Source organism: Fulverythrobacter fulvus (assembly GCF_037154085.1).
In the GTDB taxonomy this organism is placed as follows: Bacteria; Pseudomonadota; Alphaproteobacteria; order Sphingomonadales; family Sphingomonadaceae; genus Andeanibacterium; species Andeanibacterium fulvum.
Window position 1 is genome coordinate 200,646 of record NZ_JBANRM010000001.1, and the last position, 24,475, is coordinate 225,120.

At 63.4% G+C, this 24,475-nt stretch carries 21 protein-coding genes; 14 read left to right on the forward strand and 7 right to left on the reverse strand.

Features of this window, described 5'->3' with window-relative positions:
- Nucleotides 1-15 precede the first annotated feature (15 nt).
- From WFP36_RS00955 to WFP36_RS00995, 9 genes are read left to right on the forward strand one after another with little or no spacing between them, the layout of a single operon-like run.
- A complete protein-coding gene (locus tag WFP36_RS00955; protein ID WP_336977089.1) occupies nt 16-633 on the forward strand; it encodes an NADH-quinone oxidoreductase subunit J in 618 nt (205 codons plus the stop codon).
- Nucleotides 634-679: 46 nt separating this feature from the next.
- A complete protein-coding gene (gene nuoK, locus WFP36_RS00960) occupies nt 680-985 on the forward strand; it encodes an NADH-quinone oxidoreductase subunit NuoK (RefSeq protein WP_054529815.1) in 306 nt (101 codons plus the stop codon).
- A gap of 6 nt (nt 986-991) precedes the next feature.
- Nucleotides 992-3,034, forward strand: a complete 2,043-nt coding sequence (nuoL, locus tag WFP36_RS00965) for an NADH-quinone oxidoreductase subunit L (RefSeq protein WP_336977091.1) — start codon at nt 992-994, stop codon at nt 3,032-3,034.
- Nucleotides 3,034-4,566, forward strand: a complete 1,533-nt coding sequence (locus WFP36_RS00970) for an NADH-quinone oxidoreductase subunit M (protein ID WP_336977093.1) — start codon at nt 3,034-3,036, stop codon at nt 4,564-4,566. Before nuoL ends, WFP36_RS00970 begins: the two co-directional genes overlap by 1 nt.
- A complete protein-coding gene (gene nuoN / locus WFP36_RS00975) occupies nt 4,566-6,029 on the forward strand; it encodes an NADH-quinone oxidoreductase subunit NuoN (RefSeq protein WP_336977095.1) in 1,464 nt (487 codons plus the stop codon). Before WFP36_RS00970 ends, nuoN begins: the two co-directional genes overlap by 1 nt.
- 9 nt (nt 6,030-6,038) lie before the next feature.
- Nucleotides 6,039-6,761, forward strand: a complete 723-nt coding sequence (locus WFP36_RS00980; protein ID WP_336977097.1) for a biotin--[acetyl-CoA-carboxylase] ligase — start codon at nt 6,039-6,041, stop codon at nt 6,759-6,761.
- Complete coding sequence (locus WFP36_RS00985) at nt 6,761-7,555, forward strand: type III pantothenate kinase (protein WP_336977099.1); 795 nt, start codon at nt 6,761-6,763, stop codon at nt 7,553-7,555. Before WFP36_RS00980 ends, WFP36_RS00985 begins: the two co-directional genes overlap by 1 nt.
- Nucleotides 7,552-9,198, forward strand: coding sequence for a ribonuclease J (locus tag WFP36_RS00990; RefSeq protein ID WP_336977100.1), 1,647 nt, complete (start codon nt 7,552-7,554; stop codon nt 9,196-9,198). The genes WFP36_RS00985 and WFP36_RS00990 overlap by 4 nt, the downstream gene beginning before the upstream one ends.
- 4 nt (nt 9,199-9,202) lie before the next feature.
- Nucleotides 9,203-9,496 carry a DUF1467 family protein gene (locus WFP36_RS00995; protein ID WP_336977101.1) on the forward strand — a complete coding sequence of 98 codons (294 nt, stop codon included), beginning with the start codon at nt 9,203-9,205 and terminating at the stop codon, nt 9,494-9,496.
- Nucleotides 9,497-9,505: 9 nt separating this feature from the next.
- On the opposite strand, the gene WFP36_RS01000 is transcribed toward WFP36_RS00995, so the two are convergent.
- Entirely contained in the window at nt 9,506-11,809 is a 2,304-nt protein-coding gene (locus tag WFP36_RS01000) for a coiled-coil domain-containing protein (protein ID WP_336977102.1), read from the reverse strand.
- Between the two features lie 230 nt (nt 11,810-12,039).
- On the opposite strand from WFP36_RS01000, the gene WFP36_RS01005 reads away from it, so the two are divergent.
- Genes WFP36_RS01005 through WFP36_RS01020 form a run of 4 tightly spaced genes read left to right on the forward strand, consistent with a single transcriptional unit; the run spans nt 12,040 to nt 15,960 of the window.
- The gene (locus WFP36_RS01005; protein ID WP_336977104.1) at nt 12,040-12,348 is read left to right on the forward strand and encodes an Hpt domain-containing protein; all 309 of its coding nucleotides are present in this window, start codon (nt 12,040-12,042) and stop codon (nt 12,346-12,348) included.
- Nucleotides 12,349-12,403: 55 nt separating this feature from the next.
- Nucleotides 12,404-13,603, forward strand: a complete 1,200-nt coding sequence (locus WFP36_RS01010) for a hypothetical protein (RefSeq protein WP_336977105.1) — start codon at nt 12,404-12,406, stop codon at nt 13,601-13,603.
- A gap of 29 nt (nt 13,604-13,632) precedes the next feature.
- The gene (locus WFP36_RS01015; protein WP_336977106.1) at nt 13,633-14,589 is read left to right on the forward strand and encodes a hypothetical protein; all 957 of its coding nucleotides are present in this window, start codon (nt 13,633-13,635) and stop codon (nt 14,587-14,589) included.
- A gap of 3 nt (nt 14,590-14,592) precedes the next feature.
- Complete coding sequence (locus tag WFP36_RS01020) at nt 14,593-15,960, forward strand: sensor histidine kinase (protein ID WP_336977108.1); 1,368 nt, start codon at nt 14,593-14,595, stop codon at nt 15,958-15,960.
- A 124-nt stretch (nt 15,961-16,084) separates the two neighbouring features.
- Here the strand turns inward: WFP36_RS01020 and WFP36_RS01025 are convergent, their stop codons facing one another.
- The gene (locus tag WFP36_RS01025; RefSeq protein WP_336977110.1) at nt 16,085-17,371 is read right to left on the reverse strand and encodes a citrate synthase; all 1,287 of its coding nucleotides are present in this window, start codon (nt 17,369-17,371) and stop codon (nt 16,085-16,087) included.
- A 12-nt stretch (nt 17,372-17,383) separates the two neighbouring features.
- A complete protein-coding gene (gene gltX, locus WFP36_RS01030; RefSeq protein WP_336977112.1) occupies nt 17,384-18,826 on the reverse strand; it encodes a glutamate--tRNA ligase in 1,443 nt (480 codons plus the stop codon).
- A 28-nt stretch (nt 18,827-18,854) separates the two neighbouring features.
- Between gltX and WFP36_RS01035 the strand changes: the two genes are divergently transcribed.
- Nucleotides 18,855-21,074 carry a ComEC/Rec2 family competence protein gene (locus tag WFP36_RS01035; protein WP_336977114.1) on the forward strand — a complete coding sequence of 740 codons (2,220 nt, stop codon included), beginning with the start codon at nt 18,855-18,857 and terminating at the stop codon, nt 21,072-21,074.
- Between the two features lie 6 nt (nt 21,075-21,080).
- On the opposite strand, the gene lexA is transcribed toward WFP36_RS01035, so the two are convergent.
- The 4 genes from lexA to trpC form a co-directional block, all read right to left on the reverse strand.
- A complete protein-coding gene (gene lexA / locus WFP36_RS01040) occupies nt 21,081-21,773 on the reverse strand; it encodes a transcriptional repressor LexA (RefSeq protein WP_336977115.1) in 693 nt (230 codons plus the stop codon).
- Nucleotides 21,774-21,843: 70 nt separating this feature from the next.
- The gene (locus WFP36_RS01045; protein WP_336977117.1) at nt 21,844-23,040 is read right to left on the reverse strand and encodes a molybdopterin molybdotransferase MoeA; all 1,197 of its coding nucleotides are present in this window, start codon (nt 23,038-23,040) and stop codon (nt 21,844-21,846) included.
- Between the two features lie 4 nt (nt 23,041-23,044).
- A complete protein-coding gene (moaC, locus tag WFP36_RS01050; protein WP_336977119.1) occupies nt 23,045-23,521 on the reverse strand; it encodes a cyclic pyranopterin monophosphate synthase MoaC in 477 nt (158 codons plus the stop codon).
- A 164-nt stretch (nt 23,522-23,685) separates the two neighbouring features.
- Nucleotides 23,686-24,471 carry an indole-3-glycerol phosphate synthase TrpC gene (trpC, locus tag WFP36_RS01055; RefSeq protein WP_336977121.1) on the reverse strand — a complete coding sequence of 262 codons (786 nt, stop codon included), beginning with the start codon at nt 24,469-24,471 and terminating at the stop codon, nt 23,686-23,688.
- Nucleotides 24,472-24,475 lie beyond the last annotated feature (4 nt).

The following is a 24,475-nucleotide window of genomic DNA, read 5'->3' on the forward strand; positions in this document are numbered from 1 at the left end:
GGGGCCCGCGAACCGATGATACAGGTCCTTGCCTTCTACCTTTTCGCGGCCCTCACGATCGCCAGCGCGACGCTGGTGATCATGGCCCGTAACCCGGTGCATTCCGTGCTCTGGCTCATCGTGGCGTTCTTCAACGCTGCGGGGCTGATGGTGCTGGTCGGCGCCGAGTTCATCGCGATGCTGCTGGTGATCGTCTATGTCGGGGCGGTCGCGGTGCTGTTCCTTTTCGTGGTCATGATGCTCGACATCGACTTCGCGGAACTGCGCGCCGGCTTCGTGAAGAACTTCCCGCTCGGCATGCTGATCGCGGTGATCCTCGCGGCGGAACTGGTGCTCGGCATCGGCGCCTATCGCGCCGGTTCGCTCGAACTCGGAACGCCGGATGGCTCCGCCGCTCCGCTGCTGGGCAAGAGCAACATCGAGAGCATCGGTGCGTTGCTCTACACCAAATATCTGTTCCTGTTCGAAAGCGCCGGCATCATCCTGCTGGTGGCAATGATCGGCGCGATCGTGCTCACGCATCGTGAACGCAAGGGTACCCGCCCGCAGATCATCTCGAAGCAGGTTCGTCGCCGTCCGGAGGATGCGACCGTGAATGTGAAGCCGGAAGTCGGCCAGGGGGTGCAGCTGTGACCCTTCGACAAGCTCAGGATGAGCGGGACCGCGGAGTGCTGCGCGCATGATTGGTATCGAACATTATGTCGTCGTCAGCTCGATCCTGTTCGTGCTTGGCGTGCTCGGCATCTTCCTCAACCGCAAGAATGTGATCGTGATCCTGATGGCGATCGAACTCATTCTGCTTGCGGTAAACATCAATCTCGTCGCGTTCAGCGCCTTCCTGGGCGATCTGACCGGTCAGATCTTCGCCATGTTCGTGCTCACCGTTGCGGCGGGCGAGGCGGCCATCGGCCTTGCGATCCTGGTGATCTATTTCCGTGGCCGCGGCACGATCGCGGTCGACGATGTCAACCGGATGAAGGGATAAGCCGCCGTGTCCTCCATCCTGATCATCGTTTTCCTGCCTTTGCTGGCGTCCGCGATCGCGGGGCTTGGCAATCGTGCGCTTGGCAACACCGTGGCCAAGTCGATCACCACGGCCGGTCTGTTCATCTCCTGCGCGCTTTCGTGGCCGATCTTCATCAGCTTCCTTTCTGGGAATGCCGAAGCGACGGTCGTGCCGGTGCTGCAGTGGGTCCATTCGGGCAGCCTGAGCTTCGACTGGGCCCTGCGCGTGGATACGCTCACTGCGATCATGCTGGTGGTGATCACCAGCGTTTCGGCGCTGGTGCACCTCTATAGCTGGGGCTACATGTCGGACGATCCCGACCAGCCGCGCTTCTTCTCCTACCTCTCGCTCTTCACCTTCGCCATGCTGATGCTGGTGACGGCCGATAACCTCGTCCAGATGTTCTTCGGTTGGGAAGGCGTGGGCTTGGCGTCCTATCTGCTGATCGGTTTCTGGTTCAAGAAGCCTTCGGCCGGTGCCGCCGCGATCAAGGCCTTCGTGGTCAACCGCGTGGGGGATCTAGGCTTCATGCTGGGCATTTTCGGCACGTGGCTGGTGTTCCAGACGACCTCGATCCCTGAGATTCTGGCTGCGGCTCCGGCGCTGAAGGGCGCTTCGACCATCGGCTTCCTCGGCATGCGCGTCGATACGCTGACGGTGCTGTGCCTGCTGCTGTTCATCGGTGCAATGGGCAAGTCCGCGCAGCTCGGTCTGCACACTTGGCTTCCGGATGCCATGGAAGGCCCGACGCCGGTTTCCGCCCTGATCCACGCGGCCACCATGGTCACCGCGGGCGTATTCATGGTCTGCCGCCTCTCGCCGATGTTCCAGGCTGCGCCGGATGCGCTGACCGTGGTGACCTTCGTAGGCGCCGCGACCTGCTTCTTCGCCGCGACCGTGGGCACCACTCAGTGGGACATCAAGCGCGTCATCGCTTATTCGACCTGTTCCCAGCTGGGCTACATGTTCTTCGCAGCGGGCGTGGGCGCTTATGGCGCGGCCATGTTCCACCTGTTCACGCACGCCTTCTTCAAGGCACTGCTGTTCCTGGGTGCAGGCAGCGTGATCCACGCGATGCATCACGAACAGGACATGCGGTATTACGGCAATCTGCGTAAGCACATCCCGATCACCTTCTGGGCGATGATGGCCGGCACTCTGGCGATCACCGGCGTGGGCATCCTGGGCGTGTTCGGCTTCGCGGGCTTCTATTCGAAGGACTCGATCCTTGAGGCGGCCTTCGCGAGCGGGACCGAGATTGGCCGCACGGCTTTCTGGCTCGGCGCCTTCGCAGCCCTGCTCACCAGCTTCTACAGCTGGCGTCTGATGTTCCTGACTTTCTGGGGCAAGCCGCGCTGGTCGCAGTCCGAGCATATCCAGCATGCCGTTCACGACGAACATGGCCATGGAGATCACGGGCACGATCATGCGCATGACGATCATCACGGCCATGGCGAACATGATGACGGGACCGCGGGTTACCATCCGCATGAAAGCCCGTGGGTCATGCTGACTCCGCTGGTTATCCTGTCGGTGGGCGCGGTGTTTGCGGGCTTCGCATTCAGCCCCTACTTCATCGACAGCGAGCAGTTCTGGCAGGGTTCGATCTATTATAACGAACACCTGATCCACGCGATGCATGGTGTGCCGCTCTGGGTGAAGCTGACCGCAACTGCGGTGATGCTGATCGGTTTTGCGGTCGCCTGGTTCGCCTATATCAAGGACACGTCGATCCCGCGCAAGTTCGTGGACCAGTTCCGCAACCTGCACGCCTTCCTCTACAACAAGTGGTATTTCGACGAGCTTTACAACGTGCTCTTCGTGAAGCCCGCTTTCTGGCTCGGCCGCCAATTCTGGCTGAAGGGCGATGTGGGATTTATCGATCGCTTCGGCCCGAACGGGGCTGCCTGGGTGGTCGAAAAGGGCGCCGCTGTCGCCAAGAAGGTGCAGTCGGGTTATCTCTATAGCTACGCGCTGATCATGTTGCTCGGCCTTGTCGCCGCGATCAGCTGGATGATGGTGCGGTGATGGGGGGCTTTCCGATCCTTTCGCTCATGCTGCTGGTGCCGCTGGTCGGTGCCGTCGCTTGCCTATTCGCCGAAGCGAAGACGGCGCGGATGATCGCGCTGGCCGCGACACTGGTCGATTTCGCGCTGGGCATCGTGCTCTGGCTCAATTTCGACGTTGGCGGTGCGCAGTGGCAGTTCGTCGAGAAAGTGCCGCTCTTCGCGGGCTTCAGCTATGCGCTGGGCATTGACGGCATTGCGCTGCTGTTGATCGTTCTCTCGGTTTTCCTGATGCCGATCTGCATCGGGGCGAGCTGGAACTCGATCACCAAGCGGGTCGGCGAATATTTCGCTGCCTTCCTGCTGATGGAAGTGTTGATGATCGGCGTGTTCGCCGCGCAGGACCTGTACCTGTTCTACATCTTCTTCGAGGCAGGCCTGATCCCGATGTATCTGATCATCGGTATCTGGGGCGGCGATAACCGCATCTACGCCAGCTACAAGTTCTTCCTCTACACGCTGATCGGCTCCGTCCTGATGCTGATCGCGATGATGTGGATGGTGCACGAGGCCGGGACGACGGACATCCCGACCCTGATGGCATATGACTTCCCGGTCCATGCCCAGACATGGCTGTTCCTGGCCTTCTTCGCCAGCTTCGCTGTGAAGATGCCGATGTGGCCGGTTCACACCTGGCTTCCCGATGCTCACGTGCAGGCCCCGACTGCCGGCTCCGTGATCCTTGCGGGCGTGCTGTTGAAGATGGGTGGCTACGGCTTCATCCGCTTCTCGCTCCCGATGTTCCCGGAAGCGAGCGCTCAGTTCGCGTGGCTGATCTACGCGCTGTCCATGGCGGCGGTGGTGATCACCAGCCTGATTGCGCTGGTCCAGCACGACATCAAGAAGCTCATCGCCTATTCGTCGGTAGCCCACATGGGCATCGTCACCATCGGTCTCTTCGCCTTCAACGTGCAGGGTCTCGAAGGTTCGATGGTCGTGATGCTCAGCCACGGCCTCGTTGCCGGCGCGCTGTTCCTTTGCGTTGGTGTCATTTACGACCGCCTGCACACGCGTGAGATCAACCGCTACGGCGGCATTGCGATCAACATGCCGAAATATGCGATGTTCTTCCTGCTCTTCACCATGGCTAGCATCGGCCTTCCCGGCACGAGCGGCTTCGTCGGTGAGTTCCTGAGCCTCGCAGGCATCTACCAGATTTCCACCTGGGTGGCGCTGGTCTGCACCACGGGCATCATCCTTGGTGCTGCCTATATGCTCTATCTTTATCGCCGGGTTGCCTTTGGCGAGCAGAAGAACGCCGATGCTGCGGCAATGCCCGATATCGATCTGCGGGAATGGCTGATGCTCGGGTCGCTTACCGCAGCCGTGCTGTGGATGGGCGTTTACCCCGAGAGCTTCCTTGCCCCCATGCGCAAGGATATTGCCGCTCTCGACGCCCGTCTTGCCCGCGCCGCGCCTCAGGGCGATGCACATCTCAAGATCGGTAAACCCAAACCTGCCGAAGAACATGAAGCGCAAGAGGGAGCGCACTGATGGATTTCGCTGCTTCCCTTAAGCTTATCGCACCCGAACTGCTGATGTCTGTTTCGGGTCTGGTCCTGCTGCTCGCTTCCGCCTGGGCTGGCGACAAGGCTTCGCGCGCAATCAGCGTCGTTGCGGCCATTGTGCTGGGCGCCTGTTTCTTCCTGGTCGCGCCTTCGGTTTGCGCCGGGGTGAGCGGGCCTGATACGCTGGCCTTTGGCGGTCAGTTCTCGGCCGATGCCTTCGCCGGCATGGCTAAGCTGATGATCTTTGCCGCAGGTGGCGCTGCTCTGGTGATCGCGCCGGCTTTCTTCGAGCGCTTCAATGCGATGCGCGCGGAATATCCGGTGCTGATCCTGTTCGCCGTGCTTGGCATGTCGATCATGGTATCGGCGCGCGATCTGATCGCGCTCTACATCGGGCTCGAACTGAACAGCTTGGCGGCCTATGTCCTCGCGGCCTTCCTGCGCACGGACGATCGCTCGGCCGAAGCAGGTCTGAAGTATTTCGTGCTCGGTGCGCTGGCATCGGGCATCCTGCTGTTCGGCATGAGCCTGACCTACGGCTTCACAGGGACGACCAGCTTCGAAGGTATCCGGGTCGCGCTCAGCGGTGACATGGCCACGGGCGCTCTGTTCGGCCTGATCTTCATGCTGGCCGGTCTTGCCTTCAAGATCAGTGCGGTTCCGTTCCACATGTGGACGCCGGATGTCTATGAAGGCGCGCCCACTCCGGTAACTGCCTTCTTCGCCTCGGCCCCCAAGGTCGCGGCGCTGGCGCTCACCATGCGTGTCACGCTGGAAGCCTTCGGCGCGCAGGACGATGCATGGCGGCAGATCGTGATTTTCGCGGCGCTTGCCTCGATCGTGGTTGGTGCACTGGGCGCGATTGGCCAGGCCAACATCAAGCGTCTGCTCGCCTATTCCTCGATCAACAATGTCGGCTTCATCCTGATCGGCCTCGCCGCCGGGACGCAGGCTGGCGCTTCGGCCATGCTCGTCTATCTCGCGATCTATGTCGCGATGACGGTGGGCGGCTTCGTCGCCGTACTGATGCTGAAGGACGAGAATGGCGATCAGGTGGAAGCGATTGCCGACATTGCCGGCCTTTCGCGCACCCGTCCCGCGCTGGCGTTCTGCCTGATGCTGGTGATGTTCAGCCTGGCCGGTATCCCGCCGCTGTTCGGCTTCTGGGGCAAGTTCGTGGTGTTCCAGGCCGCAGTGAACGCCGGGTTCGTGCCGCTGGCCGCCATCGGTATCGCTGCCAGCGTTATTGGTGCCTTCTACTACATCAAGGTAGTGAAGGTGATGTATTTCGACGAACCCGCCGATGTAGTGAAGGGCGGAAGCGACTGGGCACATTGGGCGCTGCTTGCGATCTCGGCCATCGCCATATCGCCGCTGGGCTATCTCCTCACGCAATGGCTCGGCGGGCTGGCCGACAAGGCGGCCGCCGTGCTGTTCCTTGGCGTGTAGTTGGCAGGCTTGATCGAAACCGTAGCGGAAACCGGATCCACTAATGCCGACCTCGCCGCGCGCTTGCGCGCGGGGGAGGCGGTTCCGGAAGGCCATTGGCTGGTGGCTGACAGGCAGAACGCCGGCCGCGGGCGGCAGGGCCGGGTCTGGTCGACGGGCGAAGGGAACTTCATGGGCTCCACCATTGTCCATCTCGATGGACGGGAGCCTGCGCCGCAAAGCCTTGCCCTCGCGGTTGGGCTGGCGGTCTATGAAGCGGTATTGAGCCACATGCTGGTCCCTGCCAGACTGGAACTCAAATGGCCCAACGATCTGCTTCTGGCCGGAGGGAAGCTTGCCGGCATCCTGCTTGAGCGGGTCGGAAATGCAATAATCGTCGGAATTGGCGTCAACATAGCCAAGACTCCGGTTGTCATGGGTCAGAAGATCGTTTCGCTGGGGCAATTCGGTCCTGCGCCTGATCGGGATAGTTTCGCGCGCGATCTCGCGGCATCTTTTGCCAGGGAAGTCGAACGCTGGCGTAGCGAGGGATTGCCGCAATTGCTTGCCCGCTGGACTGCCGCTGCGCATCCCGAGGGGACGCGCCTGAGCGTTCATGTGGGTGAGGAAGGGCGGATAGAAGGCGAATTCGCAGGGCTCGCTCCGGATGGTGCGCTTCGGCTTCGTCTTGAGGATGGAAGCCTGCAGGTAATCCATGCCGGCGATGTGTCGCTGATCGGAGGACAGGGCTGATGCTGCTTGCTGTCGATGTCGGGAACACCAACGTGGTGTTTGCCCTGTTCGAAACCGCTCTGGGCGAAATCCCGCGTATACGCACCCGCTGGCGGATCGCTACCGATCCGCGGCGCACGGGCGATGAATATGCGGTGTGGCTCGTCCAGTTGATGGCCATCGAGGGGCTGGCGCGCGACGCGGTGACGCAGGTCATCATCTCTACCGTCGTGCCGCGGGCACTGCATAATCTTCAGGTGCTTTCTAGCAAATATTTCGGGGTCGAGGCGCTCGTGGCCGGGCAGGGCAGGGCCGAATGGGGCATTCCTATCGATGTCGACGAACCGGGTTCGCTCGGGGCGGATCGCGCCGTGAATGCCATTGCCGCTCATGCAAAATATCCGGGCGACCTGATCGTGGTCGATTTCGGCACTGCCACTACATTCGATGTGGTGGATTTCAGCGGAGCCTACAAGGGCGGGATCATTGCACCGGGTATCAACCTGTCGCTTGACGCCCTGGTCAGCAATACCGCCAAGCTTCCGCGCATCGCGATCGAGAGCCCTCGCACCAATTCCGTGATTGGCCGCAATACGCAGGATCAGATGCTGATTGGCGTATTCTGGGGCTATGTCGCGATGATGGAAGGCCTGATTGCGAAATTGCGCCTTGAGATTGGCCGCCCGGCAAAGGTTATCGCAACCGGTGGGCTTGCCCTGTTGTTCGGGCAGCACACCGAGATTTTCGACGTGGTCGATACTGATCTAACGCTTGAAGGGCTGGCACTGCTGGCGGAGAGGGCCGGCACCAGGTGAAGAAGGATTTTACGCCCGAGAAGGAGTTGCTCTTCCTGGCACTGGGCGGCTCCGGCGAGATTGGCATGAACGTCAATCTCTATGGCTGCGAGGGCAAATGGCTGATGGTCGATCTCGGGATGACCTTCGGCGGCAATGAATATCCGGGCATCGATCTGGTTTTTGCCGATCCGGCCTTCATAGAGGAACGCCTGAAGGATCTGGTCGGCATCGTGCTGACCCATGGGCATGAAGATCACATTGGCGCGGTGCCCTATTTCGCGGCGGATTTTGGAGTACCGATCTATGCCACGCCCTTCACGGCGGAGCTTGTGCTGCGCAAGTTGGAAGAGGCGGGAATTGCCGATCAGGTGGAACTGAACATTGTCGAAGGGGCAGACAGCTTCGCGCTGGGGCCGTTCGATATCTCCTATGTTCCGCTTGCCCATTCGATAGCCGAGGGCAACGCCCTGCTGATCGAAACGCCCTATGGCAGGATCTTCCACACAGGCGACTGGAAGCTGGATGACGAGCCGCTGATCGGCGAGCCGGCGACGGCGGAAGAACTCACCCAGCTGGGTGATGAAGGCATTCTGGCACTGGTGTGCGACTCCACAAACGTCTTCAATCCGAAGGCTTCGGGTTCGGAAGGGGACGTCGCGCGGGGCCTGCTGGAGGAAGTGCGCAAGCATTCCGGCAAGCGCGTGCTGGTCACAACCTTCGCGTCTAACGTCGCGCGCCTTCAGAGCCTGGGCGAAATTGCGCGAGCGACTGGGCGAAGGCTCTGCGTCGCCGGCCGTTCGCTTGAGCGGATTATCGATGTGTCGAAGGCAAATGGCTATCTGGCCGATTTCCCGGAGACGATCGATTTCGATACTGCGATGAACCTGCCTCGCGGCAACGTGCTGGTGATCGCGACTGGCGGGCAGGGCGAACCGCGTGCGGCGCTGGCCCGGATTGCGGAAGATACTCACCACGTGGGCCTGGTCGAAGGCGACGTGGTGATCTTCTCCAGCCGCCAGATACCCGGCAACGAACTTGCGATTGGCGCGGTGATGAACCGCCTTGCCGAACGCGGGGTAGTGATGGTGACCGACCGTCAGGGTATGACCCACGTTTCGGGCCATCCCGGAAGGCCGGAACTGGAAGCGCTCTATTCCTGGATTCGTCCGGAAATTCTCGTGCCAGTGCATGGCGAACTGCGGCACATGGCGGAGCAGGCCCGCCTTGGTAAGACACGCGGCATTCCGCAGCAGATCCTCCAGAAGAACGGCACTATCGTCCGCCTTGCCCCGGGCAAGCCCGGGAAACTGGCCGAAGTGCGTTCCGGCCGGCTTGTGCTCGATGGCGACATCATTGTCCCGGCCGATGGCGAGGCGATTACCATGCGCCGCCGCCTGGCGCGGGATGGTATGGTGATCGTGACCTTGGATATGCAGGGACGGGCACAGGTCCATGGCATTGGCCTGCCGCTGGACGAGGATTACGGCGAGTTCGTCGAAGAAGCAGTGAGCGACATCGGCGATGCGCTCAAACGCCTCAAGGGTGGTGCGCGCAAGGATCGCGAGGCAGTGGCGGAAGCCGCGCGGCTCGCAGCCCGGCGTGCAGCCCAGCGCTGGTGCGGCAAGAAGCCGCAGACCCGCGTGATCCTGACCGGGGAGTGAAACGATGAAGTGGACTTCGGTCCTGGCGATCTACTGCCTGTTCTGGGTGATGAGCGCCTTTGTCCTGCTGCCCTTCGGCGTGCGAACGCATGATGAGGCGGGGGTGGAAAAGACCCCCGGGCAGGCGGATAGCGCTCCGGCCAATTTCCGGCCGGGCAAGGTCGCCATACGCGCCACGATCCTGTCGGCCGTGCTCTGCGGTGCCTTCGTGGCCAATTACATCTATGGCTGGATTATGCCGCAGGACCTCAACATCTTCGGCGAGCCGCCCAATTTCGAAGAGCATATGAAGAACTGATCCTTCGGATCAGTCACGCAGTCTTTCGATCGCCTGGGCCAGCGCCACATAGAGCTTGCCCATATCGGAAGAGAGCAGCGTCACGCCCAGCGCATTGCCGTCGCGAGTGGAAAGCAGGGTGCGCAGCATCGCTTCGAAATCGTGGATGTAGCGGCTGACATGCTCGCGGAAATCCGGATCGCGGTCATAGATTTCGGCGATTTCCCGTGCTTCCGAATTGTCGAGCAGACGAACCGCACGGCGCGTGAAGATGCCCCGATCGCCACGCAGATAGGCCGCCCAGGCCGTATCGGTAACGTCGTTGGACAGCGCCTTTGAAATGTCGATCGAGTTCGAATTGAGGCTCTCGCTGATCAGGGCGACGCGGCGGGCGAAATCATTATCCACCTGCTCTTCGGCGCGCTGGCGGGCCCGCGCAACGCGGTTTTCGAGATTGCCGGTAAGTTCGTCCACCTTGGCAAGTTGATCGCGCAGCTGGCGCGCAGCTTCCTTGCCGACGCCGCTGGCATGGGCGGCCGCCTGCTCCAGCTCCCCGATAGCTTCGGCAGCGCGCAGACGGATAGCACGTTCGATTGCCTCGGCACTTTGAGAACCGATCCGATCGGAAAGCTCCTCGATGGCATCGCTGTGCCCGCTGCCTAGTTCGTCGAGCGTGGCACGCAGCGCGCCGCGCAGCTTTTCGACGGCCTCAGTCATTTCACCCTGGACCTGCTGCGAAACGCCGTCGCTCTCTTCGCCAAGGGCCGCGACGGCACCGCGCAATTTCTCGATCCGCTCCGCGTGAGCGTTTTCATGCTCGGCCATGCTGCCGTGGAGCGTTTCGAGTTCGCCGATAACCGCCTTGCCGTTCTCCATGGCGGAGATGACGTAGCCGGACAGGGCCTGCCCCTTGGTTCCGGCATCGTCGAGCATGATGCCAAGCTCGCGAGTGCGCGTCTCGAAATTGCCGAGGCGTTGTTCGGCAAGGGCGAGGGCGGAAGGCAGATGCTCCCGGCTGTGTTCCGCACCAGCCTGGATCAGTTCCAAAAGGCGGACACTGGAATCGGTCAACTCCATCACTGCATGGTCGGTTGCTTCGACGACTTCCTTGTTGTTCTTCAGTCGGACGGTGAGCAACTCGATGGCCTGGGCCAATCCGCTGCCGACCTTTTCCCCGCGTGCGGCGGTTTCTTCCATCTGGGCGGTAACCTGGCCGACCTTGCCGGCGAGCTTCTCGCCATGCTCGGTGAGGGCGGCGATCTGGTTGAGCTGGCTCTGCTGGTGGGCGGCAATGGCCGAATCGAGCGCAGCGATCCGCTTCTCGAAAGCGAGTACTTCCTCAGCTTCCCGCGCGGCATGCTCCTGCTGCCGGACTTCGATGGCCTCTGCAAAACTCGCGAGGCGCTTGTCGATCGAGGCGTCAACCTGCCGGGCCCAATCGCTCACGGAATCGAGCCGCTTGCGCGTCCGCTCCAGCGCGGCTGCATCGATCTCTCCGATTTCCTTGAGCGCTTCGGCAAGGTTGCCGCGCATTCGCTGGATCGATGCTTCCCATTTGCCGATCGCATCCGCTTCGCCTTCGCGCACGGATTGGGCAAAGTCGTTGCATTCCGCCTGCAGCGCGTTGATCCGCTGACCGAGGCCGACAATGATCGAGGAAGCGCTCTCGCCGATCCGGCGGGCATGGCCGTCAAATTCCTCGAGCGCTTCACTGACCTTGCCCTTGAGGCCGTCTGTCAGTTTCATGCCGGCTTCGCCAAAGGCATTCATCCGCTGCAGCCCGGTAATCATATCGTCGAGCTGGACCTTGGCGGTGCGGCCGGCATTGCCGATCTGGCTGGTCACATCTCGTGCGGAATTGGCCACAACGGGCAGTTCGTCCCGGAGTTTATCCATGTTGGACAGGGCCGTGGTGCTGACAGTGGCGATTGATTCGATCTGTGCCGCGTTCTTGTGCACCAGTGCCGACATGCGCTCCGCATTTTCGGACAGGCGTTCGCTCGCCATGCGGCCCACGGATTCCAGATCGCGCGACTGGGCGGCGAGGAATTCGCGTGCCAGGCTCAACTCGCGGTTTACCGTGGTCAGGCGATGTTCGAGGCGGGCGCTTTCTTCCGCAAGCTGTCGTGCCGTATCGCTGAAACGTCCGGCTTCGCGGCGGCTTGAGCGCATGGCGAGCAGCCACAGACCGACGACGAGCACGGTCGGAACCGCCCATTGGGCAATCCATCCGCTCCACATCTCAGGCGTTGCGCCCGCAAGCATTTCCGCATGATGGGCCCAGGCGAAGAAACCGGTCCAACCGGCAATGGCGAGGAGGGCCAAGACAGGCATGACCCACCCGAAACGGCGCGGCGCCGGTTCGGCCTCATCCTCAAGCGACAATACTTCATCGGCCTCCACAGATAGCTCATAGGCTTCCGTGACGGTTTCGGTATGCGATTCGGGCGGGGTATCCCCCGGGCCGAACGCAACGACGTGCGAACCCCCAGACATATCTGCAGGATACCACGGATCGCATCACAATAAACCCTGACTTAACCTTATCCTCCTAGGCTGCCATCATGGCCTATGAAAACGGTGCCCTCGACGCCACTTTGGCAGCCGCCGCCGGGGACGATCCCGTGCTGCTGACAGAGTTGCGCAATGCCTTCAGCGAGAGCCTTGCCAATCAGGTCGACCTGCTGCGTCGGGCCCGTTGCGACGGCAACTGGAACGTGGCGGCAATGCGCCTCAAAGGGCTGGCGGCCAGCTTCCACGCAGAAGGGCTGATCGGCTTGGCGGAAGAGGCACTGGACTCCGCCCCCGGCGAGCCGGTGGTGATCCGTAAGCTGGAGCGCTTCCTCAACGAATTCGTGCATCCCGCCGACTGACACGCGCGATTGCAGGGTGCTTGGCAGGCCGCTGCCGCTGCCCTAGATCGGCTTTGTGCGCGTCGCTCTTCTCTCATTGATCGAACGGGCCGGGGATGACCCGGAAACTCCGCTCGCTACGCTTTCGCTGGCGGGGCATAGCCTTGCCGAACGCCAGCTGGAACTGGTCCTCGAACTGGCGTGCGAGCGGATCGTCTGCATTTCCGGCGGATTGGGGCGCGACCTGATCGCCCTGCAGCACCAGGCGGAGAGTTCGGGCGCTCGGTTCAATCTGATTGCCGGGCCGCGCCAGCTTGCGGGGCTGGTGAATACGGCGGACGAACTGGTTGTCGTCGCACCCGGACTGCTCCCCGCTGCGAGTGAAGCCAAGGCCGGATTGGCGGGCGGCAATGGCGTGCTCGTCCTGCCGGTGGAAACCGGTATTGCCGCCGGCTTCGAGCGCATCGACCTGAATTATGCCTGGGCAGGCGTGCTCGCCATGCCCGGAACGCTTGTCGAGCGGCTGAATCAGCTCCCGGCGGATTGCGATGCGATTTCCGCGCTGTTGAGGATTGCCTTGCAGGGCAGGGTTCCGGAACGGTCTCTCCCGGAAGCAGTGCTGGCGGAACGACGCTGGGCCATGGTGACGTCGCGCGCCAAGCTGGCGGAAATCGAGCCGGAATGGTTCCGCCGCCATGTCGCACCGCCTTCTGCCTTTGCGCCGGGCCGGGCACTTGCCCGGCTTGGTATGCGCAATTTCGGCGGCAATCTTCTGGCGAGAGGCTGGAAGCCTGCATTCCTGACCGCTGGCGGAGTCGTGCTGGCGGCGCTCGGACTCGTGGCCGCCTGGTTCGAACAGCCGGCCGTGGCCCTCATCTCCTGCGGTCTGGGCTGGCTCTCGCTCGAGGCCGGCAAGGCCCTTGCGTCGCTTGCGCAGGCAGGGAGCGTCGGGGCGAAGGGGGGCGGCCGCGTGATGCCTCTGGCGGCGCTGTTGGTCGACCTTGCGCTGATCGTGGTTCTGGCTTCGGCATTGCCGGGTACGCGGGCGGAACGGTTGTTCGCACCGCTAGTGCTGATCGGTACGACAACGCTCGCGGGCAGGGTGATTACCGCCAAATGGGCGGAGATCGGGCAGGACCGTGCCGCGCTTGCCCTGCTGCTCGCTCTGGCGAGCCTTGGGGGAGTTCTGCTTCCCGTAATTCAACTCCTCGCTCTGGCAGCGATTGCCGCTATGCTCGGCTTTTCGCGCGGTTCAGCGCAGATAACGCGGGCTTAACCAAGAACCGCTATGGCGGAACGAGGAAAATGGCCGGCATGAACCATCACACGGATCAGAGCGTCGAAGACGCGATGCGCCTCGAACTGGCGGAGGGCGATGCCGTGATCGGCACGTTCGGTCCGATTCTGCGTCATTTGCTGGTCAACGACGACCATTCCCTGTTCAGTGACGAGACCGTGGCGCGGGTGCGCGGCATGGTGGCCGGCATCGCGCTGCAACTCCTGCACGCGCAGGCAGACGCGGCCGAAGCCGAAGAGCCCGAAGATTATGTGGAAGATCGACTAGAGGGCCTGAGCGAGGCCATGCTCGGCAACACTGCTTTGCTTGGGCATCTTCATGCGCTCGCGCTGGAATGGCAGCTTGCGGAGCGCCTGCAGGTCCGCACCGGACTTGATCCGGTGCTTTCCCCGTTGCTCCAGGCGCTGATCGCCTCCAGCGACGCAGAAACCGCCACCTCCGCCATGGCCGCGCTCGCGGGGCAGGCGCGCTTTGTCCAGAGCTTGCGGCGCATGGAACTGTCTCTGCCGGAATTGCCAGGCGATCTGTTCCATTCGACGCTCGTCACCATGCGGACCCTTGCCGGGCAGGAGGACGAGCTTGCGGCCCAGACCGCCGAGGCTGCCCTGCGGGCTGAGTTCGACGAGAGCCGCAGTCGCCTTGGCCTGCTCGCCCGACTGGTTACGGGCATGGGCGGAGGCGCGATTGCGGCGCTTTCTGTAAGCCATGCGGGTGTGGCCATCTTCCTGAGTGCGCTTGCGATCGGATGTGGTCAGTCTCGCGATCTCGCGGTGCTGTCTACGCATGACCGGCAACTTGCCCGGCTCGCCTTGGCGCTGCGCGCGGCAGGGCTCCAGCCTGCGGCGGTAGAGGAACAACTGATCTTCCTGCATCCCGACATCGTCTTGCCGGACGGATTCGAACAATTGCGGTCCGAACGTGCGGCGGCCCTGCTGACGGCGTCCGCGCCGTTTGTTGGCGGATAGACGATGCCGCAGGGAACAACCTATCTCGCCAGAGCACGCAGCGATGAGGAAGACCGGCTGATTGAGGCAGACGAGCCTCTGGCCGGCTTGCAATTGCGCAGCGGGGGCGAACTGCCCGGTACGATTGCCACGCCCGCCTTGCTCGAACTGGTACGCAAGGCGCGCCGGTATGGGCTCAAGCTGGCGCGGCCGATCCACGCTCAGAACGATCACGAGGCAGTGACGGCCTGGGTAGAGGTCATTCCAGGGCCTACCGGTTGCGAAATCGGGCTCGCCAACTGGCAGGCCGCGCCGCTGCCGATCGAGGACCCCGCCGCCATCGAGCAGCGCCGGGCTGAGATCGATCGCGATCTGGCCGAGTTCAATGCGCGGCTCGATCCGCAGCAGGGCATCCTTTCCGCGGATACGGCGTCATCCGAATTGCGCCCGCTAGCCGATGCGATGCGGAAGGGCGTGGGCCGGCCCTGGACGGATTTCGTCGAAGTGGAAGGAAGCCAGCACCATCAGCCGCTCCATTGGCGCCTGCTGGACGGTGCGGCAGTCCGGCTGCCGGGATCCGGCCGCCGCTGGCGCGCAAGTCTGGTGCCGTTGGGCGGCCCTGAGGCGGGCGCGAACGGCTTCGAATTGTATCTCGTGGCCGAGGAACCGCCGGCACGGCCCGCCAGTTTGCAGGAAGCCCCCGTGGTTCGCGCTGCGCCAGGAGCGGCGATCGGGCGTGACGTGGCCCCGGTTCTGCGCCAGCCTATCGCGCGGATCATTGCCAATGCAGAGACGATCCGCACGCGCCTCGCCGGGCCACTCGCCGAGGAATACAGCAATTATGCCGCCGATATCGCGGCGGCGGGCCAGCACCTGCTGGCGCTGATCGACGATCTTTCCGATCTGGAAGTGGTCGAGGCCGACGAATTCAGCACCGCCCCCGATCTGATCGATCTGGCCGATGTCGCTCGCCGTGCGGTGGGCATTCTCGGGGTGCGCGCGCAGGAGCGCGGGATCGGGATCGACGTACCGGGCGCGGACGAGCACCTGCCGGCAATCGGCGAGTTCCGCCGCGTGTTGCAGGTGCTGCTGAACCTTATCGGCAATGCGATCCGCTATACGCCTGAAGGCTCGCGCATCGCGGTGCAATTGGGGGCCGCGAGCGGGAAGGCCAGGATTATCGTGGCCGACCAGGGGCAAGGATTGAGCGAGGAGCAGCAGGCCAAGGTGTTCGAGAAATTCGAGCGTCTCGGCCGTAGCGGCGACGGCGGCTCTGGCCTCGGGCTCTATATTTCGCGCAGGCTGGCCCGTGCGATGGGCGGCGATCTGACGGTGGAAAGCGCCCCCGGAAAGGGCGCGCGCTTTATCCTGAGCTTGCCTGCCAGCAGCTGAACCGCAGCGTAGCCATTCGCCCAAAAGAAAAGCGCGCCGCCCATTTCCATGGTCGGCGCGCTATTCGTAATCCGCCTGTCGAGCAGGAAGCTCTCAGGCGGTTACTGGATGATGCCGTAAGGCCTCAGCGCTTCTCCACCGGCACGTAATCGCGCTGCGTGGGGCCAGTGTAGAGCTGGCGTGGGCGGCCGATCTTCTGGCCGGGATCGCTGATCATTTCGTTCCACTGCGCCACCCAGCCCACGGTGCGGGCAAGGGCGAACAGGGCAGTGAACATGGTGGTCGGGAAACCGATCGCCGACAGGATGATGCCCGAATAGAAGTCCACGTTCGGGAACAGCTTCTTCTCGACGAAGTAATCGTCATGCAGGGCAAGTTCCTCGAGCCGCAGGGCGGTTTCGAACAGCGGATCGTCTACCTTCAGCGCTTCGAACACTTCGCGCACCGTCTTCTGCATCACGGCCGCGCGCGGATCGTAGTTCTTGTAGACGCGGTGGCCGAAGCCCATCAGGCGGAACGGATCGTTCTTGTCCTTCGCGCGCTCGATATAGTGGGGAATCTTGTCCGGCGTGCCGATCTCGTGCAGCATGTTGAGCGCGGCTTCATTGGCGCCGCCATGGGCAGGACCCCACAGGCAGGCAATGCCCGCGGCGATACATGCAAACGGATTGGCGCCCGACGAACCGGCGAGACGCACGGTCGAGGTCGAGGCGTTCTGTTCGTGGTCGGCATGGAGGATGAAAATCCGGTCCATCGCGCGTTCCACCGCCGGGATCACTTCATATTCCTCGGCCGGCACGCCGAAGGTCATGCGCAGGAAGTTGCCCGTGTAGGACAGCTTGTTGTCCGGATACATGAAGGGCTGGCCGACGGAATATTTGTAAGCCATCGCCGCAATGGTCGGCATCTTGGCGATCAGGCGGTGCGAGCTGATCCGGCGGTGTTCCGGATCGGAAATATCGGTGCTGTCGTGATAGAAGGCCGACAGGGCCCCGACCACACCGCACATCACGGCCATCGGGTGCGCATCGCGACGGAAGCCGCGATAGAAGGTGGCCAGCTGTTCGTGCAGCATGGTGTGGCGCGTGATGGTGCGCGTGAAGTTGTCATATTCGGCGGCGTTGGGCAGTTCGCCGTTCAGCAGCAGATAGGCCACTTCCATGAAGCTGGAATGTTCGGCCAGCTGGCCGATGGGATAGCCGCGGTGAAGCAAGACGCCTTCTTCGCCATCGATATAGGTAAGGGCACTTTCACACGATGCGGTGGAGGTGAAGCCGGGATCGTATGTGAACATGTGCGATTGGCCGTAGAGCTTGCGGATATCGACGACATCCGGCCCGACGCTGCCTTCCAGCACGGGGAAATCGTAGCTCTTGTCTCCAACGGTAAGCTTCGCGTGCTTGTCAGCCAAGTCTCGTACTCCTCAAAGCTCTACAGCCTGGTCACCCGGAACGGCCTGTGCGTCGATACGCGCAAGGCTTTCATCCTTTCCGAGCAGGACCAGGACATCGAAAATACCCGGCGAGGTGGTTTGCCCCGTGAGTGCGGCGCGCAGCGGCTGTGCGAGTTTGCCGAGGCCCAGCCCCAGTTCCTCTGCCATCGCCTTCAAACTGGCTTCCAGCGCTTCGGTTGTCCAGTTGTTTTCGGCCGCCAAACGGCCTGAAATCCGCCATAAAAGCAGTTGTGCGTCGCTGGTCAACAGCGCCTGCGCCTGCTCGGTCATTTCCAGCGGGCGGGCCTTGAACAGGAAGGCCGCGCCGTCGGCCAGTTCGTTCATGTCGCGCGCGCGGGTCTTGAGCACCGGCATGGCGGCCACCAGCCTATCCAGATCGGCATTCGGGCCAAGGCGCGGGGCGATCAGCGACGCCAGACGGGCATTGTCCGCCTCGCGGATATAATGGCCGTTGAGGTTCAGCAGCTTCTTGATGTCGAAGCGCGAAGGGCTCTTGCCCACGTCTCCGATATCGAAGAGCTGGATCGCTTCTTCCTTGGTAAATTCCTCGCGGTCGCCATGGCCCCAGCCAAGGCGCAGCAGGTAATTGAGCAGGGCTTCCGGCAGAATGCCCAACTCGTCGCGATAATCGCCGACGCCCATGGCGCCGTGGCGCTTGGAGAGCTTCGCCCCGTCCTGGCCGTGGATCAGCGGGATGTGGGCATAATGCGGTTCGGGCCAGCCCATCGCCTTGATGATGGTCAGCTGGCGGAAGGCGTTGTTCAGGTGATCGTCGCCGCGGATGATGTGGGTTACGCCCATGTCGTGGTCGTCCACCACCACCGCGAGCATATAGGTCGGTGTGCCGTCCGAACGAAGCAGGACGAAATCGTCCAGTTCTGCATTCTTCACGGTCACCTTGCCCTGAACGAGATCCTCGATCACCGTCTCCCCGTCACGTGGGGCCTTGATGCGCACCACATAATCCTGACCTTCGGGCCAGGTGAAGGGATCGGCATCGCGCCATTCGCTGTCGATGCGGAAGGGCTTCTTCTCTTCCCGCGCCTTTTCCCGGCGAGCGGCGAGTTCTTCCTGAGTGAGATAGCAGCGATAGGCTGCGCCGCGCGCGATCAGGTCATGCGCCACTTCGGCGTGACGCGCCTCGAACTGCGACTGGTAATAGGTGTGCCCATCGAAATCGAGGCCGAGCCATGCCAGGCCGTCCAGAATGACGTCGATCGCTTCCTGCGTGGAGCGAGCCTTGTCCGTATCCTCGATCCGCAGCAGCGTCTTGCCGCCGTGATGGCGGGCATAGAGCCAGGAGAACAGGCCGGTGCGGGCATTGCCGATGTGAAGGAAACCGGTGGGCGAGGGCGCAAAGCGCGTGACTACCGTGCTGCCGGTTGCCGACGCATTGCCGCTAACGCTTGCCATGACCCACTTGATCCTTTCCATTGTTCTTATGGCAGACAGCCCACCCGTTTCCGTTCCGCTGGAGGAACTGCCTCAGGATGCTGCGATGCAGCAGACGCATTGGCGAATGGAACGGCTCTTGTCCAGCGCAGGAGACAGGATCGACGCATTTTTGGACGCATCCGGATTCGACCGTGGACCTTGGCTTGCAGTGGCATTTTCCGCGGGAATCGGGGCCTGGTTCGTGCTTGGCACCGCCGCGGAATGGCTATTTGCGATGCTGGCGGGGTTCATGGGCGGCATGGCGGCACTGGCCCTGTGGCGCACGGATGACCGGCGCGCCCATTTGCGGATGGCAATATTCGCCATGGGACTCGCATTCTCGCTCGGAGTCGCGGTCGTCTGGGCGAAGTCTTCATTGGTCGGGACGGAGCCGATTGCGCGGCCGGTTGCGGGAGAATTCGACGCCCGCGTGCTCGAACGGATCGAGCAGCCCGCCGAAGGCCGGGTGAGGCTGGTGCTCGCCACGCGCGAGCCGGGAACCGGGCGGGCAATCAAGGTGCGGGTCAATCTCCCGCTGGAAAAGGACGTTACCGGATTGGGGGAGGGCGCCCGGGTCAGGATCAGAGCCCGGCTCATGCCGCCCGCGCCGCCCCTACTGCCGGGCAGTTACGATTTCGCCCGCGCCGCCTGGTTTGACGGGCTGGCGGGGACAGGCAGTGCCCTGTCCTCGCCCGAACTGGTGGAGCCTGCCGCCCGGTCCGGCGGCCTTGGCGCCTTGCAGCGCAGTCTTGCGGATCATGTCCGTTCCCGGCTCGACGGTTCTCCCGGTACCATTGCCGCGGCGCTGGCGAGCGGCGACCGGGGTGCCATCGCGGTCGCGGACGAGGTGGCGATGCGCGATGCCGGGCTCTCCCACCTCCTATCGATCAGCGGGCTGCATGTCAGTGCGGTGATCGCGGCGGCCTATTTCATCGCAATCAGGCTGCTGGCTTTGTGGCCATGGCTGGCGCTGCGCGTACGCCTGCCCGTGGCAGCGGCGGCCATCGCGGCACTGGCGGGGATCGGCTACACCCTGCTGACCGGGGCCGAGGTTCCCACAGTGCGCAGTTGCGTCGGTACGGTGCTGGTATTGCTGGCGCTGGCCCTGGGGCGCGAGCCGCTCTCCTTGCGGCTCATCGCGGTGGCGGCCGCATTCGTGCTGCTGCTCTGGCCGGAAGCGCTGGTGGGGCCGAGCTTCCAGATGAGCTTTGCGGCAGTGATCGCGATCGTCGCGCTGCACGGTGCCGGTCCGGTGCGGGCCTTCCTCGCCCCGCGCGATGAAGGCTGGCCGGTGCTGGCGCTTCGCCGGGGGACGATGCTGCTGCTTACCGGGCTGGTGATCGAATTCGCCCTGATGCCGGTCGTGCTGTTCCATTTCCATCGCGCCGGGCTTTACGGGGCCTTTGCCAATGTCGTCGCGATCCCGCTGACGACTTTCGTTTCCATGCCGCTGATCGCGCTGGGGCTGGCGCTCGACACTGTCGGGCTGGGCGGCCCGGCATGGTGGCTGGCGGGTAAATCGCTCGAGCTTCTGCTGGCGCTGGCCCATTTCACCGCCGATCAGCCGGGCGCAGTGAAGTTGATGCCGCAAATGGGCAAGGGCGCCTTCGCCCTGTTTGTCACAGGCGGGCTCTGGCTCGGGTTGTGGCGCGGGCGAGTGCGGCTCTTTGCGGCAGTGCCGCTGGGACTTGCCTGTTTCCTGCTGGCGATCACGCCGGTGCCGGATGTCCTGATTTCGCGCGACGGGCGGGAAGTCGGCATTTCGGGTGAAGGCGAGCGGCTGCTGGTCCTGCGGGAATCGCGCAGCAGCTTTGCCCGCGAGACTCTTCAGGAAATGGCCGGGACCGAAGGCGAGGTCCAGATATTGACCCAGTGGCACGGAGCCCGCTGCAGCGCGGATTTCTGCGTTGCGACCCTAAACCGGGGTGGGCGCGAGTGGCACTTGCTGCTGGCGCTGAGCAAGGAGCGGATCGACGAGCGTCAACTTGCCGCGGCCTGCGATCTGGCCGACATCGTCGTGGCGGACCGCTATCTGCCGCGATCCTGCCATCCGCGTTGGATCAAGGCGGATCACCGCTCCCTCGACGAGACCGGTGGCCTCGCGATCTATCTCGGCAGGCATGAAGTGAAGACTGTGGCCGAGGGGCAAGGCAATCATGGCTGGTGGAGAAGCAGACAAGCGCGCCGCGACACAGGGCCGGGCGCGCTTGCCACATCGTCTCGATGAATTGCCTCAGTGATACTGGCGCAGCAGGCCCGCCAGCTTGCCCTGCACGATCACTTCATGCGGTTCGTAATATTGCGGATCGTAGGCGGCATTGGCCGGATCGAGGCGAATGCGGCCACCTTCGCGGCGCAGATATTTGAGCGTCGCTTCCTCGTTCCGCACCAGCGCCACCACGATTTCGCCATCGCGGGCATGGTCGGTACGCTTCACCAGCGCGAAGTCGCCATCGAGAATGCCGGCCTCGATCATCGAATCGCCGGACACTTCCAGCGCATAATGATCGCCCGCGCCGAGCAGTGCAGCGGGAACCGGCAATGTGCGGTCGCTTTCCAGCGCCTCGATCGGAACGCCTGCGGCGATCTTGCCGTGAAGCGGAATCTCGATCACGTCATTGGCGGCAAAGGCCGGAGCGCGCGGCGGCGTCGCGATGCGGCTCACCGCATCATTGGCCGGAGCGGCGGGCTTGCTGCCCTTGGCGTTCACATCTTCGGGGTTCTTGAGCACTTCCAGCGCGCGGGCCCGATTGGGCAGGCGGCGGATGAAGCCGCGTTCTTCCAGCGCGGAAATCAGGCGGTGCACTCCGGACTTGGACTTGAGGTCCAGCGCTTCCTTCATTTCCTCGAAACTCGGGGAAATGCCCGATTCTTCCAGACGGGTCTGGATGAACAACAGAAGCTCATGTTGCTTGGCGGTGAGCATCGAAGCGGCCTCCTCAAATGTTCCATTTAGGGAACGAATGCGGAACAACTAGGCAACTTCTTCCTACAAGTCAAGCAACCCCGCCATTTCCGATCCAATAGGCCGGAACAACGCTTCCCTGCGTGGCTGGAGGGGCATTGGCAGGCCGTTCCAGCAGCAATTCGGCAGTGGCCATCGCACGCAGGGCACTCGAGTCCTTTTCGCTGACCGGCACTGCCTCGCCATCCACCAGCAAGGCCCGCACGAATTCCAGCCTTGCCCCGCCTGCCGGCATTTCCCCCGCAAGCCGAAGCGGGATCGGGGCGGGCTGGGGGCGGCGATCCCCGGAAAGGGCTCGCAGCATGGGCAGCAGGAAGAAATAGGCGGTAACGAAGCTGGAAACGGGATTGCCCGGCAGGCCCAGCACGGTCGTGCTGCCCTTGCGGGCCACGAGCAGCGGCTTGCCGGGCTTCATCGCCACGCGCCAGAAGTCGATTTGCGCACCCCATGCTTCGAGCGCCGGGCGGATGAGATCGTGATCGCCGACCGAGGCGCCGCCACTGGTGACGATCAACTCGGCATCGCCTGCCCGATCGAACGCCGCCGCCAGCGCGCCGAGATCGTCGGCAACCGGGCCGATGCGGCGGATTTCGGCGGCGAGCCCCTGTGTCATTGCCGCCAGCATCGCGCCATTGCTGGCGGGTATCTGGTGCGGTGCGCACTTGGCGGGATCGGCGGCCAGTTCGTCGCCGCTGTCGATAATGGCAAGGCGCGGACGGCGGTGGACGCCGAGTGCGCCATTGCCGGAGGAAAGCGCGAGCGCGACCTGTGCCGGGCCGATCCGCGTTCCTGCGGGGAGCAGTTCGTCACCGCCGCGGAAGTCGAAGCCCGCACGGCGAATATGGCGCGCGCGCGGCTCACCCTCGCCATTGAGGCTAAGCCTGTCGCCATCGCGCGCGGCGTTTTCCTGCAGCAGTACGGCATCCGCGCCTGCGGGCATCAGGGCGCCTGTGGAAATGCGGATCGCTTCGCCGGGGGCAATTGTTCCGGGGAAGGGGTGCCCGGCCGCGCTTTCGCCCACCACGCGCCAGGGCCCGGCTTCACCTTCGCGCAGGGCATAGCCATCCATCGCGGAAAGATCGGCGGCAGGCTGGGTTCGCCGGGCAATGAGCGGTGCGGCAAGGCAGCGGCCGAGCGCGGCCTCCACCGGCACATCCTCGGCCGGCAATGCATGGACACTTTCCAGCAGCCGGGCCTGAGCCTCTTTCAGGGGAAGGGGCGGCTTCATCTGCCTAGGCTTCCGGTGCCCGCCATTCGCCCGATTTGCCGCCGCTCTTGGCGAGCAGGCGCACGCCTTCGATCACCATGCCTTTGTCGAACGCCTTGGCCATGTCGTACACGGTCAGCAACGCGATGGAGGTGGCAGTCATGGCTTCCATCTCGATCCCGGTCTTCCCGGTGAGGCTGGCCGTGGCGGTGGCGCGCACGCCATCGTCCTCGAAAGTGAAGTCGACAGTCACGGCATCGAGCGAAAGCGGGTGGCACAGCGGGATCAGTTCGCCCGTCTTCTTGGCGGCCATGATCCCGGCAATGCGGGCCGCGGCGAGCACGTCACCCTTGGGAGCGTCGCCTTCGCGGATCGCATCCAGCGCTTCGGGCGACATGCGGATACGCCCGGTTGCGACTGCCTTGCGAGCCGTTTCCGCCTTGGCGCCGACGTCCACCATCCGGGCCGCGCCCGATTCGTCGAGATGAGTGAGCTTGGTCATCTGGCTACGCGCTTTTCCGCCGAAGTTGACAATGTTGACACTGTGCAGAGTGATCGCTTGCGGCCCTCTGCGACGAGCGGGAAAAGCGGCCGAAATCCCTGTGCGAATGTGCGTTCATTCCATCCCCATGCCAGAGTGAAGGCCTGTAGGACAGAGTGGGATGTTCAGGCGCCCAGCAGGGCCTTCGTCGCCGCAGTCACATCTGCCTGCCGCATCAGGCTTTCGCCCACCAGGAAACAGCGCACGCCGGCATTGGCAAGGCGCAGGATGTCGGCATGGCTGTTGATGCCGCTTTCGCCCACCAGCAAAGTGCCTTCCGGCGCCAGCGGGGCGAGGCGTTCCGTGGTGCCGAGATCGGTGACGAAGGTCTTGAGGTCGCGATTATTGACCCCGATGAGGCGGGACTTGAGCGCGGCGGCACGCTCCATCTCCGCCTCGTTGTGGACTTCCACCAGCACGTCCATGCCGCGTTCGATGGCGGCAGCCTCGATCTCGGCCATCTGTGCGTCTTCCAGCGCGGCAACGATGATCAGGATCGCATCGGCGCCGATGGCGCGGGCTTCGGCCACCTGCCACGGATCGACCATGAAATCCTTGCGCAGCACCGGCAGGGCGCAGGCGGCGCGCGCTTCGATCAGGAAATCCTCGTGCCCCTGGAAATAGGGCGCATCGGTCAGCACCGAGAGGCACGCTGCGCCGCCCGCTTCATAGGCGCGGGCATGGTCGGCGGGGTGGAAATCGGGGCGGATGAGGCCCTTGCTGGGGCTGGCCTTCTTGATCTCCGCGATCAGGCCGAAGCCGAGGGAAGCCTTGGCCTCCAGCGCCATGCGGAAGCCGCGCGGTGCGCTCTGCCCGGCGGCGCGCGCATCGAGATCGGCCAGCGAAGCGAGCGGCTTGCGCGCGGCAACTTCCTCGCGCTTGGTGGCGCAGATTTCGGCGAGTTTATCCATTGTT